The sequence below is a fragment of the Microbulbifer sp. TYP-18 genome (genome assembly GCF_040932045.1).
Lineage (GTDB): Bacteria > Pseudomonadota > Gammaproteobacteria > Pseudomonadales > Cellvibrionaceae > Microbulbifer.
The window spans coordinates 66,206-84,507 of record NZ_JBFRBC010000016.1 but is presented as its reverse complement, the minus strand read 5'-3'; the positions used below and the strand labels follow the sequence as shown (position 1 = coordinate 84,507).

Annotated in this window: 2 protein-coding genes; both read right to left on the bottom strand. The window is 63.5% G+C overall.

From position 1 onward, the window contains the following. Positions 1-8: 8 nt before the first annotated feature. Positions 9-5,204 (bottom strand): flagellar motor protein MotB, encoded by a 5,196-nt coding sequence (locus ABVT36_RS13240; RefSeq protein WP_368456993.1) that lies wholly within the window; start codon positions 5,202-5,204, stop codon positions 9-11. Then, positions 5,204-18,238 (bottom strand): isopeptide-forming domain-containing fimbrial protein, encoded by a 13,035-nt coding sequence (locus ABVT36_RS13235; protein WP_368456992.1) that lies wholly within the window; start codon positions 18,236-18,238, stop codon positions 5,204-5,206. Before ABVT36_RS13235 ends, ABVT36_RS13240 begins: the two co-directional genes overlap by 1 nt. Between the last annotated feature and the right edge of the window lie 64 nt (positions 18,239-18,302).

The following is an 18,302-nucleotide window of genomic DNA, read 5'->3' as shown; positions in this document are numbered from 1 at the left end:
GTCTGTAATCACCACTTCCCGATCATATTCACAAACACCCCCTGGCTGTCGTAATCCAGCTGGGTAAGGTCATCGGAGAAGTCGGTAAAGTTATAGCCAACCCCCAGTTTCAATTGCTCCCCCAGGTGCCGGTACAAACCGACGAGGGCACCGCTTCGGCTGTCCTGGGCATCGGGCAGGTCCAGCAGGCGGGCTTCGATCAGGAGATCCCAGCGGTTCACGAAGTGCCAGTCGGCGCGCAGCACATACAGGCTGGCGCGGCTGTCGAAGAACTCCGGGTCCTGCCTGTCAAGACTGAGCTGGCCGAGGCGGTAGGCGTACTTGCCCCCCAGGGTCCAGCGGCGGGTGAGGTCGTAGCTGGCGTCCACGGAGAAAATATGGCTTTTCTGGATAAACTCCGCGGAGGTGTTCTGCACCGTGACCTGGTCCCGGGTCGGCACATTGTAGAAGTAGGTGTACTTCATCAGGGTGTTGAGGCGGTCGTGATGCACCGGGCGGTAGGCGTAGCCCATCACCGCTTCGGTAAACCTGCCATCGTAGAACTCCCCCTGGGAACTGCGGCTGTCGGAATAATTGAGTTTACCCACTAGGCGCCAGTCGGGATTGAGTTGGTAGCTGAGGGTGTTTTTCAGCAGCCAGGTGTCCCGCTGGGATTCCGTCACGGTAGCTTCATCCAGTGCGGTTTCCATGGTGTCGGTGCGGTACTCGACTGCGGCGGCGAGGCGAACTGTCTCCAGGCTGTAGCCCATGTTGAAGCCCAGTGCGTTGCGCTCGGTTTTGGCACCGGTGCGCGGATCTTCCAGGGTACCCGCCTCCAGGGTGGTGCCGTAGGTCCAGCGGTCGCTGGGGGCCAGGTCCACCCCCAGGGCGTGGGTCAGGCCGGTGGATACATCGCCGTGGCTGTAGCGCTCCTCGCCGTAAATGCTGAGGCTGTCGGAGTAGCGGCTGCGGAAGCCGGTGCTCATATTGCCCTTGCGCGCCCTCACGCCGGTATCACTGCGCTCGTTATCCAGGGTGTAATTCAGGTAGAGGCTGGTCCTGTCACTGACCAGAAAATCGGACCCCAGGCGCGCCGCCATACCGGTATCGCCGCCGGAAATCTCGCTGTCCAGGGCCAGGCGCTCGCTGACCCGGTAGGCACCGCCGACGCCGATGCGATTGTTGTCCTCGCGGCTACCGGTCACTTCCAGGGTGTTTTGCACAAAGCCGAAAGCGCTCCAGTCTTCTCCGGAATCGTAGCGCGCCTCCACCGCCATATCGGTGCGCTCCCCCTGGGTCTGGGTGGCGGGAACCGCGGTGGAGAAGTCCTCGCGGCGGTCCCTGCGCACCCCGGAGCTGAGGCGCCAGCGGTCGTTGAGGCGGTAGCCCAGGGCCAGGTCCAGGGCTCGGGTTTGCAACCCGAACTCCTCTTCCCTACTGTCGGCCTTGAGGCCCATATCAAAGCGCTCGCCCAAGGGCAGATTGACACCGGCCCCGTACTGCAGTGTGTCGCCCTGTACAAACTGGCCCGGGCCGGAGAAGCCGGCTTGGCGCTCCTGGTGATAGAAGTTGGCGGAACCGGGCAGGTTTTCGAACAGGTCGCCCAGTTGCAGGCTACCCTCCAGTTTAGTCGCGCCCGCACTGGCTTCGGGATCGAAGCTCTGTCCATTGTCAAAGCTGAAACCACCGTCCAGGGAACTGGTACTGTCCAGGTTGCCCCCTGTGCTGTCCGCCACTTCGACTTTCAGCCAACTGCCGGCGCTTTTGCGCAGGGTGAGATCGAATCCCTGCAGGGCACTCTCGTTGCCCTCTTCGTCCTGCCGGGTGCCACTGATACCCAGCTTGACGCTGTCCCCCAACCAGTAATGGGCGCGGCCACCAAAGGCCAGGGTATCGATTTCCTCGAAACCGGGGGTGTATTCGTAGCGGGCCACCAGGTACTGGGGGTTGCCGTTGTAGGAGCCGTCCTGGATCAGCAGGTTGTCGTTGGCGAGGGCGGACAGGGGCTTGTTCAGCAGCACCCGCCCCTGGAGGTAGTCGATATCGTAATCGATCACCGGGGAGAGGTTTTTCACCCCCAGCACCAGGTCGGAATCCTTGTCCCGCACTTCGATACGCAGCCGCTCGGAGCCGCTCAGAATATCCTGGTGGCGGAGAAAATATAGGGAACCGCCGGTGCCGCGATATTCGTCGCGGCCGGCGACGGTACCGGGCTCGGCGCCAAAGGCATCCACCTGCAAGCGTTTTTCCCCAAAACTGGTCACACCGTCGCTTTCAAAATGGCCGTTGGCACCGTAGAGGGCGCGGTCGATCTGTGCCAGTTCGTTGTCGGCATAGGTGGCCTTGAAATTGCCCCAGAGGCCATAGTCATCGTACTTGGACAGTTTCAGATAAAATTTGCCGGAGGTGGGCGCGTCCTCCACCACGGTGGCATCGTCGCCGAAAGTGGGGTAGTAGAGGTCGCTGTCCAGGCGGCGAAACAGCGCATCGGGGGATTTTTCCATAAAGTTGGAAAACAGGTCGTCCACCGGCCCCTCTTCGGTATCGGCACTGGCGGCGAGACGCCAGCCTTCGCCGAAACCGCCGCTGGTGTAAAACGCCAGGCGCCCGTCATAGCTGACGGCATTGTCATAGTGGGTTTCATCGCCGGTGACCAGTGCCGCCGGGCCATTGGTTTTGTCATAGCCGATGGTGAGGTCGGCAATCCCCACGGTAAACCAGTCGCTGCGGGCAAATTCCAGATCGCGCAAGAACAGTTCGCCATTGCCGCCCCCATCCAGAACCGCCACTTCCACCGTGTGGGTACCCGGCGCGAATATCTGTTCGGCAACAAACTCCCCCCGCGGATTGACCGGCACCGGGTTGCCCGCCAGCCAGACACTGTGGCCCGGTGGCACCTGGGCGCCGTTGACCAGCACGCTGTTGCCGTCCAGGGGGATATTGCGCCGGGCGAGGCGGTTTTCGCCGTAGCCCACCAGCAGTTCCCGGCCCACATCCACCGCCTCTGCGGGGGCTTCGATGGTGTCCACCAGCCACAGTGTCTGTGCGTCGGTTTCGTCGTAGCGGCCCTGTTGGTCGTACACCCGCAGCAGGTAGTGCAGTTTTTTCAGCGGCGCCTGAAAAGCGCTGAACTCCGCCTGCCAGGCCCCGCGTCCATTGCTGTCCAGGGGCACCACGGCGACAGGGGTATCGCGGGGGGACTGAGCGGCCTCGAACAGGCGCACTTCGGCCCGCTCGATAAAGGACGGGTAGTTGGTATAGCTGCGGAACTGGACCCGGTTATCCGCCATTTCGGTATCCGGATTGTCCGCGTAGCGGATGCTGTTGGGCCAGGCGGTGACATTGAGGCGCGGCTGCATGGTCTTGTTGTCGAAACGGAACTGGATATTGGCATGGTCCAGGGCCACGTCGGTACAGCGCTGCAGGTCGGCGGAGTTTTTGTAGGGGTCATATTCCGGGCTGCCATCCACGGTGATGCGCATCAGGTTGAGGGCATAGGGATTGTTGGCCAGGGCCTCGCGGTTGATGCGCTCTATTGCCAGGCGGTCGCTGTCGGCCAGCACAGCCAGCTCATCGTAGAGCACCTGTACTTCCACCCGCGCGTCGTCCAGTTGCACAAAACCGTCGCGCACCACATCGTCGGACTGCACATAGCCGCGCCCGTCGAAGGTCACCTGGGTGTCGTCCAGCCCCAGCTGTTGCTGTACCCGGGCCATGGCGCGGCGGGCGCGGGCGCGGGACAGGCCGACATCATCGCCATACACCATGGCCTCGCGACGCTCCATGCGCTGGTTGTCGCTGTAACCGATAAAGCTCAGGCGCACATTGGCTTTGCCGGCCACTTCGGCCATGACACTGCGCATCCGCTGCAACTGGGTTGCGGTAATCTCCGGGTCGCCATCGCGAAAGCGGATAGGCGGCAGTGGCCCGGAGGGGGATTCGTGGGCGATGGTGATGGTTTCCGCGGCCGCCGCTTCGGGGCAGGCCTGCACGCCGTCGGTCTGAATCTCCAGGGGGTCGTCGTACCAGAATTCCACTGCCACACGGCGATTGAGGGCGCGCCCCTTGGGGGTGTCGTTGGCGGCGATGGGCTGGCTGGCGCCCTTGCCGCTGTAGGTGACGGCACTATCGGGCAATCCCAGGCTGTCGCGCACCGCCAGGGCCACCCGGCGGGCCTCCGCCAGCGACAGCGCCGCGGCGTCCCGGTAGAGCTGCGCAGGACCCTCCGGCAGGGGAGCCCCGTCCGTATGGCCGACAAAGTGCATCACCAGGTTGTGCTTGTCCGCCAGGTTGGCGCGCACCTCGCGCAGGCGGCGCACAAAGCCGTCGGGCAGGTCCACCTGCCCCGGCGCCAGGCGCAGGGGGGTCAGCAGGTTTTTCAAGCGCGCGCGCTGCTCGCTGCCAGCGGTGTAACTGAGCCTGCACACGGTTTCCTGGCGGCACACCTGGACGCGGTTCAATGCCAGCGCCTGGGCGCGGGCGCGTTCGGCCATGGCTTCCTCGTCCAGGGCGTCATAGGTGGCCAGCACCTGGACGCGGCGGTTCAGTTGCCGCCCCGCGGTGGTGATGTTGTCGGCGACCGGCTCCTTATCACCGCGGCCCTCAACCGCAATCATCTGCCCGGGCAGTGCCAGGGCGCGCTGGAAAAAGTCCGCCACAAAGCGGGCGCGGGCCAGGGTCAATGCCTCCTTGCTCCGGTATTCCGCCACCAGTGCCGGATCCAGGGGGTCGGCGTCCGTGTGGCCGATAAAGTGCAGCTTGAAGTTGGGCTGTGGACCCAGCTCGCGCAGTTTTTCCCGCAGTGATGCCACGGCACCGTCGGCAAGCCTGTCCTCAACCCCGGTAAAGGTCAGCGGCTGGATAAAGTCCTCCACCACGACGGGATCGGCGGCGGCAATAAAGCTGGTGGCATCCTGCAGCCACTGGTGCTCGGGGGCGCGCAGCAACATGCCTTCGGTGTTGCTGCCGATGGGTTTTTCCTCGAATGCGGCCTCTGGCTCCTCCACCTCCGGCGCCAGGCCGGGAATTTTCTGCCACAACTGCCACCAGCTGGACTCCTCCGGCTGGGGTTGCGCGTCCGCGGCGCGGCCCTGAGCCGGCAGGGACAGGGCCAGGGCGAGGGCGACAGCACTGGCGAGACAGTGGTGTGGACCCCTGCGGACGCAGGCTTTGAGGCCACTGAACACCCCGGACCTGGCGGTTTTATTGCCTATTGCAGAGGACATCACTGCAACCCCCCCTTACCGGGCGGCGCGCCGCGCCGCCAGAAGACTTCAGTTTCAATCGTCAGTTCGTAGTCCCCATGCGCGCGCGCCCAGTCAGCGGCAATCTCCGCCTTGATGGCCTGCAAACGCGCTTCCACCAGGTCCGGGTCCTCATTTTCCGCCAGGTAGGACAGGCGCAATACGGAGGGCGCCTCACCGAGCTTTTCCAGCAGCAGGTCGATGCGAGACCGCCACTGGGGGCGCAAGCCGGTGCTGTCCGGCTCGAACACCGCCTCGGCCATATCCAGGCGCACCACCCGGTGCAGGCTGGCACCGAAGTTAAACTTCACCATCTTGCCCCGGGTGGCCCGCATCACCCGCGGATTTTCCGTGGTGAGTCGATAGCCGCTGGGTAGGCTGCGGTCGTCGAGCTTGAGCACAAAATTGGAACCGCGGTCGGCATTGGGCACCACCGCGCAGGTGATATGAAAGCGCCCGTGGGCATCCGCGGTGGCATTGAGGCCGGTGACGCTCACCACCCGCGCGCCGGCCAGGCCACCCTCGCCGGCATCCTGGTAGCCGTTCCTGTTTTTATCGTCGAATACCTTGCCGATCACGTCGGTGCAGTCGAAGGTGGGGTCCGGCACCACGCGCACCGTGGCGGAGGCCTCGCCGGAGGCAAGCTGCCCGGAGAGCTGGTTGAACAGGCGCGCGCGGTTGATATATTTGCCTTCCCCCACACCGGAGCCCACCACCAGCAGCAGTTTCAGTTCGCGGGTCTGCTCGGCCTCCACACGCAGGTCCGGCCAGATCAGCTGCAGGCCGTTCATCACCGGCTCCACCGGCTCGCCGTCCAGGCGCGCCGAGCCGGCCACATACTTGAAGCCGGCGGGGAAGAAATCCACCAGCTGCAGGTCGGTGAGCGGTATCGACAGGGTGTTGCCGAAGGTAATGGTATAGGGCACCAGCTGGCTGCGGGTCACGTTCAACAGTGCGGCGGTTTTGGTAATGGAGAGCGCGCCCTCCAGTTGGGGGTCCATGGGAATATGGTTGTTGAACAACTGGCTCTCCCCCGGAATCCGGTCGTCGTCCAGGGTCAGGCGCAGGTAGTAATCGGTGGCCGCATCGCGGGCCGCCACATCCAGCGGCGGAAGCTGGGCGGACAGCTGCACCTCGCAGTGATCCGTGGTGCCCGGTATCCGGTCGGCGCTGCTGCCGAGACAGGCACCCACGTCGAAACCGGCCGTTTCGCCATGGGTCTGCGCGGGGATGATCAGGGATTCGCCACCTACATAGTTGTCATCGGCAATGTTCACCCGAATCAGGTAATCCGTCCGCGCCGGACAGGCGGCATCGCTGAAGTTGATGTCGAATTTGTAGTAGCCGCCCGCGCGGGTCACCTGGCCCTGCTGCCTGTCGTCGTCGAAACAGCGATCCGGCAGCGCCTGACCGGAACTGGCGCGCAGCAGGGTCAGGGTGGCGCCGGCGATAGGCTGGCGCAGCACCGAGTTGTAGATCACACCATTGGGGGTGATGGGCAGGTTGAGGTTTTGCGGATTGGCGCCGGACCCGGCCACTATATCGCCAATGCGCTGCGGGCCATTGGTGAAGTTGGAACTGGCATTGCCCAGGGAGGCGGTGTTCTCCCCGGCATCCGGGGCCCGGTAGCGTATCTCATAGCCGGGACCGGCGGCGCCGTTGGGCGCCAGCCCGCGAAACTGGAAATAACCGCTGTCATCGCTCTGCACCGTCTCCAGCAGGGCGTCATTGAAATAGAGATCCACACTCCAGTTCAACAGCAGGCGCTCGTCCGCATCCGCTCGACTATTGAAATTCACGTCGTGCCACAGGTAGCCGGCCAGATTGGCGATACCCGGGGTGCCGCCCACATCGATGGCGACACTGGCCCGGTTGCTGGAGGCGGGATTGTTCCACTGCACCTCGGCGGTGTTGAGCACCCGGTAGCCGATGGGCAGGCTGTCCGAGAGCCTGGCCTGAAAGCGCAGGCTGGCACTTTGGCCCGGGGGAAGGTCGCCGTAAACCGCAGCGTAATCCGCACTGATCACCGTGCCACTCACACTGATGCCGTCAACCCGGCCGTTGAGCGTGGCGGAATTTACAACGTAGCTGAGAACGCCGTCGCCGGCAGTGGCCAGGTCGTCGCTGATGCGCACCCGGGTCGCCGGCACGGCACCGATATTGGCAATGGTCACCAGGTATTCCAGGTCCGCGCCGGCCTCGGCGGCACCGCCGCCCACCACCGTCACTTCCTTGACGATGGACAGCAGCTGCGCATCGCCCACCACCACCTGGGTGGGCTGGGCGCCATTGGCAGGGTTGCCGTCCGCATCGGTGAGGGTCAAAGGCGGTTCCGCTGCAGTGACGCTGCCCTGGTTGCTGATCACGGTACCGGTGGCGGTGCCGCTATCGACCGTCACCTCGAAGGTCACTGTGGCGCTGCGGGCGGCAGTGATCACGCCGCCGTCCGCCGCTGGCAGTGGCGGCGTCAGGTCGGCGGAGGAAACCGGCAGCCCGGATTCCAGCGGTGCGCCGCCGCTGTCGGCCACGGCGATACCGTTGAGGCGGGTACTGCCGGCCACATATGTGGTATTGGCGGGCACCTGGTCCCTGAGTGTCACCCGGGTGGCATCGACGCCGCCGGTATTGCGAATGGCAATGGTGTAGCGGAGCACGTCGCCGGGGTCCACTATCCCGGGGGACAGGTTGTCCACGGCAATGGCCACGGTCTTGTGGGCGACCAGCAATGGCACATCGCCCACAATATCGATGGTGGGGTCATTGGGCACACTGGTGTCGGGGTCGTCGGAGGGCACTTCCGCGAAGGGACCGCTGCCCGCGCCTTCGCCATTCAAAAAACCCTGGTTGGAGATAATGGTGCCATCGCTGACGTCGTTGATGGTGACATCAAAGGTAATCACCGCCGCCGTCGCGCCACTGGCCGCGGCGAGGACAACGCCGGCTGCCTCGCCGGCGGTGTTGATCTGCAGGCCGGCGACGAGGGGCGAAGTGCCCCCAACATCCGCAAGCGCTGTGCCGTTCATGGTGGTGGAGCCGGCGACATAGGTAGTGTTGGCGGGTACCTGGTCACGCAGCAGCGCATCGACACTGTTTTCGTTGCCGGTATTTTCCACCCGCAGGGTGTAGCGCAGGGTATCCCCCACCATCAGCAGGTCCGGGTCGCCGGTTAAGTCCGCCGAGGTTTTGTGCACCAGCAGCAGCGGTCCCGACTCGATCACCACTCGGGTGGGGTCTTCATCCCCGGCCAGGTCGGGGTCGTCGACGCCGTTGATATTGGGGTCGTCACTGTCCCGCAGCAACTGGCCGGGCAGCTGCGCCTGGGCCTGGTTGAGCACCTGGGTGCCACTGTCGATCACATCTGCCAGGGTTACCTCGTAGACCAGTTGGAGGCTGTCACCGGCGCTGCCCGCCGCCGCCAGGTCCAGGCTGTTCACCTGCAGCAGGCCGCTGCCATGGGTACCACCGGTGGCACTGGTGCCGCTGCTGTCAGCGCCCGCCGGCACCGAGATCAGTTGCAGTGAACCCGAGCGGAACAGGGGCAGGCTGTTGAGGCGGCCGAGGTCGTCGGTGATTGCAATACCGCTGACCGCGACCCCGCTGAGGTTGGCGAGGGTGAGGGTATAGCGCAAAACCTCCGCGGGGCTGGCCAGGTTGGCCGGATTGTCCCCGCGGGTAATATTTTCCACCGTTTTATAGAAGGTCACCCTGGGCACCGAGGCGCTGACCGTAAAGGCATCCTCATGGTCGAGGACACCGGGGGTGCCATCGGTGGGTGCCGGGCGCGTGTACTGGCGCACTTCCGGCATGGTGCTGTCCCAGCTGTGCCAGAGTGTCACACCGGCTATGTTGGTCAGGGTATCGCCGTCGCGGGTATCCGCATCCAGATAGGCGTCGTAGCTCAGCAGCAGGTGGTGATCCGCGGCCAGCATCGCCGCTGCCCCCCGGGTGGTCAGGCTGAGGGTGCAGCTGGCCGGGTCGAAGGCGACATCAAAATCGGTGCCCTCGGCCAGTGTGGCAATCCCATTGCCCGCGCCGTCGGTAATCTGCGCGGCAAAGTTATCCGGCGGGGTCGCGCACATGCCGCCGGGACTGTTGTCCGGCAGCCTGTCGGACACGTGCATATCCCAGGCGGGACCTGTGCCGATATTGTGCAGGTCCAGGGTAAAGCGGCCCGACAGGCCCGACTGCACGCTGGCGGGCCCGCTTTTGGTGAGGGTAATCGCGGTGGGCTCCACCACCCTCATGGCCGGGGTGGTGTTTCCGGCACCGGTGCCCTGCCCCGCGGCCGGGTTGTCATTGTCATAGTTGTAGCGGTAACTGGCACTGTTGGTGAAGGTGAGGCCGTCCAGGTTGGGCGGATTGCTGTCCCGCAGGCGCAGGGTCACATCCATCACCACCTGCTGCCCCGCCGGCACATCGATACCGTCGCCGGTATCGGCAATTACCAGTGCTGTGGCCGATCCGGTGTTTTGCGGCGTAAACGGGTTGCCGCCGGACACCCTTGCGGCGCCGACAAATTCCAGTTCCCCGGCAGAGGCGCCCAGGTCCATCAGTACGCTGACATCGTGCAGGGCGGTGGGCTGCGGAGTTTCCGGAATGGTGATGCGGTAATTGAACGGTTCGCCGATAGCCGCGCTGGACTGGGTGTTGGCAATCGACAGCGGCGCCGCATTGGGGGTATTGAACTGCACACTGACCGGCGCGGTGGGGCCATAGTCCTCGCGCATGGCCTGGCTCACCGCAGTGGCGCCCAAAGACGGCAGGTTGTCGTCGTCCAGGGAGTAATAGACCTCCACGAAAGCGGCGTTTTGCAGATTGAGGCCCGCCCCCAGATTGGCATCCGCCTGCACCCGATACACCATCTGCAGTACCTGGCCCGGTTGAATGGCGTAGCCGGTGCCGGCGGAGAAATCCCACACCGCCGCACCGGTGGCGCTGTCGAAACCGGGGGCGAGCAGCGGGGCCGCGGCGCCATTGACCAGAATGGACTGCACATTAATACCGCCCTGGCGCAGTCCGGCAGGGATGCTATCCCGGAACACCGGATCATAAGCCGGCGCCGAGCCGCTGTTGGTCAGGGTAACGGTGTAATCGATGCTGTCCCCCACGGCGAGGGTACTGCCGTCCGCGGGGCTGGAGCTGATGCCCACCACCAGTTCCGGCTGGCGCAGATCCAGGCTGTCACTGTCGGCGCGGGTCTCGGTGCCAGTCGCGGTGTCGAAGCTGAACTGCACCTGATTGGTCAGGGGGGTACTGTCGGCGGGCCAGGGATGCACATCCCGGTTCAGCACCCGCGCCCGGTAGCGCAGTACAAACACATCGTTGGCGGCATTGTTGTCACCGCTGTTGCGCAGGTCCGGGATGGACCAGCGCAGGGTCGTGGGCCCGGTGGCGGGGTCGCCGCTCTGGACGGGCTCGGCGATATCGCCGTGCACAAAGGGCGCTGTGGCGGCGAAGGGTGCTGTGGTCACGCCGTTGACGGCGAGTGTGCCCTCGAACACCATGCCCCGGGGCAGAGTATCTACAATGGCCGCCCCGGGGGCGCTGCCTTCCGGCAGCGACAGGCGCAACTCATAGTCCACCAGGTCGCCTACACGCAACTGGGCATCGCCGCTGCCGTAGCTGTCATCGATACGGGTTTTGCTCAATGCGCTGTTATTGGCGGCGGTGAGCTGTGCGGCAATATTTTCCAGCACATAGTCGTTCAGGCCGCCGGCACCGTCGGCGCCGTCGCGCTCATAGGGGCTGCTGTTGTCTTCATTCAGGCTGGTCCACTCGATACGGCTTGCAGCGGACAGGGAAGCTGAGGCCAGTACGCTGTCCAGTACCACCACGTCGAACACCAGCTGGCTGCTGCCGCCGGCGGCGATATCCAGATCGCTGTTGCTGCGGTCCCACGCCAGTGACTGTGCCGCGGCGACACCATCCCCGCTGAGGATGGGATCGGCCTGGGGGGCACCGCCAAAGGCGGCACTGCCCGGCACAAAGGCGAGGCTCAGGGCCAGCTGTTGGCGGATGGAAAGGTCGTAGGCATCGGCATTCTGTGGATCGCCGGCGGCGGCGATATCGAGGGTAAAGCGCAGAATATCGCCCGCATCCGGGTCGCTGCCGGGACTGGTCTGGTTGGCAACAGTTGCCGTTACGGACAACTCCGGTTCCACAATGGTGAGAGTGGGCGCAGTGCCACTGCCGCCGGCCTGTGGCGCTCCCCCTCTGCTGACGGCATAGGTATAGGCGACCCGGTTGTCGACACTGTAGCCCGCCTGGGCGGTGGCGTTGTTGGCGACCCGGGCGCGCAGTTCGAACACAGCCACTGTGCCGGCGGGAATCAGTTCCAGGCCCAGGGCGATATTGTTGCCGCTGCTGTTATCCGTAAAGGCCAGGCCGTTGATCTCCCGCAGCTGCACCAGTTCCAGGGCGGGGTCGAGGACATCGGTTATGTCCACATCGTAAATGGCCGCCGTGGTGGCACTGCCGGGCACCTGGATGCGGTACACCACCTCCTCCCCCACTGCGGCGGTAGCGGCAGTCTGCAAGGTTTTCTGCGGCGCGGTAACCGCAGTGGCCACAGTGCCCATGGGGTAAGGCGTACCGAGGGGAACCGGTGCATACCGCTCGCCAGTGTTAGCCGGCAGTGACCAGAATTCGTCGACGGCAAAGGTGTTTATCCAGTTTTCGCCGCCGCCGATATCGGTGTAAAAACCGATCTCGTAATCAATATCCAGGCAGCTTCCCGGCGCGATGGGTGCCTGGAAGCTGAACCCCATAGCGTCGCCGCGACTGGCCGGCGGGATATAGGTGTAGTCGCTGCCCTGGGTCAGCAATGTGCCGCCGGCAGTGACCTGCAGATTGGCGATGGAACCTTCGTCCATCTGGGTGGCCAGGTCATCGGTGAGGGACAGGTTGTAGGCCGGCGCCAACCCGGAGTTGCAGGCGTGCAGGGTAAACCGCATCAGGTCGTTGGCCGGATCCACATTCAGGTGGGAGTTGGGCCAGGTGGCATCGGTTTTGGTCAGGCCGTCGATCAGCGGCTGTAATACCGTGATAGTGGCGCTGTCCTGCAGACTGGCGGCGGCGCCGGTGTAATTGAGTACGGCGGTATTGGTCAAAGTCGCGCTGGGCGCGGCGATACCGGCACCCGCCACCACTTCGGCGGTGTACTCGATCACAAAGGGATTGCTGTTGCCAAAATCGCTGCGGATATCCCCCAGGTTCCAACTAACGGTACCGGTGGCTCCCGCGGTGGGAAGCGCGATGGCGGAATAGGTAAAGCCATTCAGGTTGGCATCAAAGGGGGCGCTGGTATCGCCATTGACACTGACAATGGCATCGAACGCCAGCCCCGCCGGCAGCGCATCGCTCACGGTAACCGCCGGCGTGGTGCCCGGCTGCAGGTTGAGGGTCAGTCGATAGGTGACCCTGTCGCCGATCCGCAGGGTCCCCACCGGGGAAGCGGTATCCGTGTCCGCGATAACGGTTTTGGCAATACTGGTGTTGTCCACCGTATCGATACTGGCCTCCGCCGGACCCACACAGTAATCATCCGGTGCGGCAATGGCCGGGCAGCCGGCGCCGTCGCGCTCGTAGGCCAGATCGTTGATGTGGCTGTTGTCCAGGGAGGTCCAGTCCAGCAGTACACTGTTGCTGATGGGGGAGCCGAATACCCCGGCCACCTGGGTGCGGTAGGTGACCACCAGCGTCTGGCCCAGGGGCAGGTCCAGGCTGTTGTCGCCATTGCCCCGGCCCCAAACCAGGGGCCCGCTGGGGGCCCCCGCCGGCGTCGCCACAAAGCCGGCAACGGCGGTGCCGTCAATGCTTGCCGTGGGGGTAAAGCCGCTGTCATAACGCAGCTCTGGGGGCAGCGTGTCCACCAGGTTGAGATCGAATGCGGCGGCGCTGGAGCCGGCGTCGTGGGTGACGGTAATCACATATTCCAGCACATCGCCGCCCACCGGCAGATTGCCCGGGTTGGTGGCGTTGCGCACTGTTTTACTCACCGCGAGCTGCGGCTCCACCACCGTAACTGGGGGCGTATCGTCATTGCGGCTTTCCGTCGCCCCGGATTCGCCGTTGCGGTAACTCAGCGCGGCACCGTTCTGGCGGCTGTCGCCGCTATTGGTGGCCAGGTCATTGTCGACGCGGGCAAAATAGGTGATGCGGATCAGCGGCTGCAGTGCGTTGCCGGCGGTATCATTTTCACTGGCGGTGTCGACAGTGCCAATGTTCCAGGTGGCATTGCCGGCGGTGTTATCTGCGGGGAAGCTGTTGAATGCCGCCTCGGCGGGCGCGCTGCCATTGATGCTCTCGATACCCACAAACGCATAGGTGATGTCGTAGTCGGCATTGTGACTGAGCACATAGCCTTCCGGGCTGCCCAGCTGGTCGGCGATGACCAGGTCCCGGCTGACGCCCTCCGGCAGACGGATTTCCAGCTGGAACTGTTTGTGCGCACCGATGGTGGGAATGACAGTGGGTTCGAGATCGGATTTGACCAGTTGCAGGGGCGGCACTTGGGTCTGGGCCCCGGCGGCGGTTTCATAATCGTTGATGGCGTCGCCGGCGTTGGGCAATACACCGATGCGCATACCGTCGGCCGCCCCATCGGGGCCAATGCGGTTGGTGCTGTTCAAAGCCACGTCCGTGCCCGGCAGGGACTGCCAGCGGGCCTGGAGGGTGTTGTCCAGAATCTCGTGGGGCTCTACGCCCTGCCCGACGCGGACATCGAAGGTAAAGGATCTACTCTCGCCGGTGGCGATGGTGTAATCCCCATGGCCGCGGTTCCAGCTGAAAATCGGGGCATTGGCCCCGAGGGTCGTGACATCCACATTCTGGGGCGGGTCGGCGCCGCCGATATTACCCGCATAAATCAGCTTGGAACCGGTGAGATCGTCCAGCACTTGCAGGTTATAGGCGGCCGCGGTGCCGGTATTTTCCGCTGTTACGGTGACGGTCAGGATATCGTCCGCATCGCTGTTGGCGACTGCAAATGCCTTGCTCAAGCGGATCTGCGGCTCCTGCACCCTGATCTCGTGGGCATCGAAAGGCACCACCACGGTTGACCCCGCCTCGTCCACGTAACGCAACTGGGCAGTGGTATAGCTGCCGCCGTTGCGCAGCAGGTCGCCGTCATTGGTATTGCTGCTGTTGTCGATGCGGGCGATAAATTCCACCGGGAAATCAAACAGGCTGCCAGTCACCATGGTGACTTCCTGATCGCCAAAGTCCCACGCCACATAGTCGGCGCTACCGGTATTGGTACAGGTCGCGCTCACAGTGCCACCGGGTACGAATCCCGCCACATCATAGGGGGGCGCATCGAGATTGACCGTCTGCCCCTCGATACAGCGCATGCCCGCCGGCAGCTCATCGCGGATAACGAAATTGCGCAATTTGGCCGCGGGTATTTTTGCGGTGAGCCGGTAGCGGACTTCCTCACCCACCACGGCGGTATCACTGCCGCTGCCACTGGCAGTGCCATTGGACAATGCCACAGCCTGTTTCGGCTCCGCCTGCACGGGGATAATCTGCATCTGCGCATTCGCATCCGCGGACCGGTAGTGGCGCGCGCGCCCGGCGGCGGGGGTGCCGTCACCGACTCCATCGTTATCCCCGTCACTGTCGATCTGCGGCGCACTCTGGTTGCCGAAATCCCCCTGCAGGCTGTCGTAGCGGGCGAAGAAGCTGTTGTTAAAGGTCTGCAGTGGCGCTACGGAAGGATGGGGTTTCACCCGGTAGTAGAGGGTCACCGAGTCGCCGGGATTGATGCGCTCCAGGGCGGAGGAGTGCTCATAGGTAAAGGTGACAATGGCCGGGGTGCCGCCATCGCTGCAGTGGCTGGCGATGGCATAATCATTCGCGCCGGCGGTGATGCCCACCAGGCCGTCATCGCCAGGGGCAGTTTCCGCAGCACCGTCGCCGTCGTTGTCCAGGCCGTCGCTATCCAGCGGCTGCACACACATCTGCCCACTGGCATCCAGGGTGTCGGTCACCACCAGGTCGTAGGCCGGTGCGCGGTTGACGCCACTGTCGGCGGCGCGGTTGGTCAGGGTCAGGCGGAAGATATAGGTCTGGTCCCGGTGGCCCTCGTTGGTGAAGTCGACAAAATTGCTACAGCTGACCCCTGCACCGTAGAGGTTTTCGTTACAGACTTTTTTATCCACCTCGATGCGGGGCTCGGTAACGGTCACGGACTCCGACCACTCGCTGATATCCGGAAAGCCCGGCACTGTGGTGGGCACGCCGTCGATATTGGTCAGGATGCCGCTGGTGTTGTAATTGTCCACTACCAGGGTTTCGCTATCGAACACCGCGGTGAACCGGGCCCGCCCATAGTCGGTGCTGGGGTTGGCGTGCTGGTTGGGGTCGACGTTTTCCGTGTCCACGGGATCATTGAGCAAGCGGGTGGTCATGTCCGAGAGAAACCAGCGGTCCCGCGCGCTGATGCTGGCACTGATATCCCAGAGCAGGTCCGTTTCGCTGAGGGGAATATTCAGGCCGCCGCTCTCGACGATATCGCTGCCGGGAATCACCACACAGTTGGCCTGGGAGACCGGGTGCGGCAGAGTGACGTCGGCACAGTTGAGCAGTGTATCGGCAATATAGCCCTGGCCGTCCGGCAGGTCGTCGCGCACATCGATATCGCGCACTTCGATCAGGGTAAATCCCGGCGTGTCAAAACCAAACCAGCCACCGGCCTGGATTTCGAAGCGACACTCCTCGCCGATCAGGACACTGCTGTTGGGGAAAGCGGCCTCGCCGGTCAGTTCGTTGCAGGCGTCGGCGCGGTCTTTGCGCAGATTGAAGCCCATCACCCGCGCGCGCATACCGTCGAGGGTATAGTTGTTGGCCAGCTGCTTGCTGGGGGTTGTCTGCGCCAGGGTGGCCGGCTCGGGAAAGGTCAGCGGAGTGCCATCAGACAGCGCAATTTCCCCCACCACATCCGCGCGAAAGGTGAGATCGTCATCGGTGGCGGAGTGATTTTTTTCCACCTGGAATAAAATGCGCTCGGTGGTGCCCGGTTCGATCACACCACCCAGGTTGTTACAGCGATACACGGTTGCGGAGGCGGGCAGGTAATCCGGCTGGTTCCACAGCGGGTGTGCGGGCACTGTGCCGGGGTTTGGATTTCCCACAGCGGTACAGGCGCGGTTATTGGACAGCACCCGCATGGCCTCGCCGAAGGTGACATACACCGCGTAATTGTCCGCGTCGTGGCCGCCGTTGTTGGTGACGTCCACGGTCAGTTCCGAAGTGCCGCTGTCGCGCACGATATACAGGGGGTAGACGGTGCTGATATCCAGATCTTCCGGGTCCGGTGTGACCGGCTGCTGCTCGATCTGCGTGGGCGGATTGGTGCCGGGACAAAAATCCTCGTAATCGATGCTGAGCACATTGTCGGCCAGGCGCAGATTGCTGTCGGGGTCCAGGCCATTGGCCGCCGTCTCCTCCTCGACATCCAGGTCGGCGGTCTTGTCGTAAAAGTCCGGCTCGGTGGTGACGATGCGAAAACGGATCTGGATTTCATCACCAAAGCGCATCATATTGCGCTGGTCGGCATAGTCCGGATGCGCACCGCTGCTCAGCAGACGAAACTCCGGGCGGTTGTTGTTGAGCGGGTTGGGGTCCCACTGATTCCAGTTACTCCCCACACGCCACTGCAGTGTGTCCGCCATGCCCGGGTAGTTTGCGCCGTAGTTGGCCCCGTGGCCGTCAATACCCCGCCGCTGGCGGGTGATCCGCGGCGTATAGGTGGTGTCCACCACATACTCATCGGGCAGGTCGCTGACAAACTGGATATCCCTGACCGATCCCCGCGTCCGGTTGTTGAGGGTAATGGTCACAAACCCGGCGGCGCCCAGTGGTTGATTGAGGTTGGTACCGGTTATCGCCTGGGTAACAGTGAGATCCGTTGCCACCCGGGCAAACAGTGTCTCCGTATCGGCGCCCGGCGCACTTCCGGTGGCTGGAGAGGAGATACCACCAACGCCGGTATCCGCATCAATTTCACAGCCCCACTGCAGATCCGAAACCCGATTGGTGCCGTCGCTGCAGGAACTGTTCACCTTGCCCACCAGGTAGATGTCGCGACTGCCTCCCGCCGGCACATCGGTACGTCCGGGCCCACTGGCAAAGTTGCCGCGCAATTCGAAATCATTGATGTTATTGCCCGCCGCCACACAGCCGGTACCGCCGGGATTGTTACCATTGTTATTGGCAACTGCGAGCGCGGCGGCGTTACTGGGGCAGGCATAGTTGATGTCCATATTCGGGTTGGTCATCAAATCATCGAAGCGCGCATCCTGCATATCCGCGAGGCCACTGTTGGAGATGCGGATACGCCAGATAACATCATCATTGATATTGCCGTAGACGTTATTGGTGTAGTTGCTCTGGGCCGCATCCACATTCCGCCCGCGCTTGTCCATGGACGGCAGCGGCTCGCGGATAGCCAGCTCCATACTGTCCGTATCCGTGGTGGTGGGATAGCTGCAGTAGTCGAAGGATGCACTGGCGTTCAGGGTGCGGTTGTTGACCACCAGCTCCTCCTCCCGGTTGACCCGGCTGCGCACACCGAAGGTGATGGTCATGGTGGTGTTTTCGTTGCGCGCGGCCAGCGCGGACAGGTCCGTGCGATCCCAGCGAATGGTAGTGCCGCTGATGGTGGGTTCGCCCAGCACTACCCCGGCGCTCACGGAAGTGGAACCGGGAATATATTCCAGCTCCGAAGTACCCAGGTTTTCGCTGACCACGATGTTTTCGATATGCTGGATTCCCTGACCGCCACTGCGAATACCGGGCACGCGGATTTCAAGGGTCACCTGACCATCGCCACACAGCACACACCAGCTTTCACTTATGCGGTGATCCAGAATATTGAAGCCTGCCGGGTTATCGGAAAAAGTGGGGCAGTTGTGATCGGCCCGGGCATAGGGTGCGGACAACAGTGCCCAGCAGCCGGCCAGAAGCAGCCCCAGCAGCGCTTGTTTCCAGGATTTGTGCCCAGTTGCATCCAACATCATGATCACTGATTAGCCGTCGCTCTCGATTAAAATCCCATTGGCAAAGTGTCCGCACCATGCC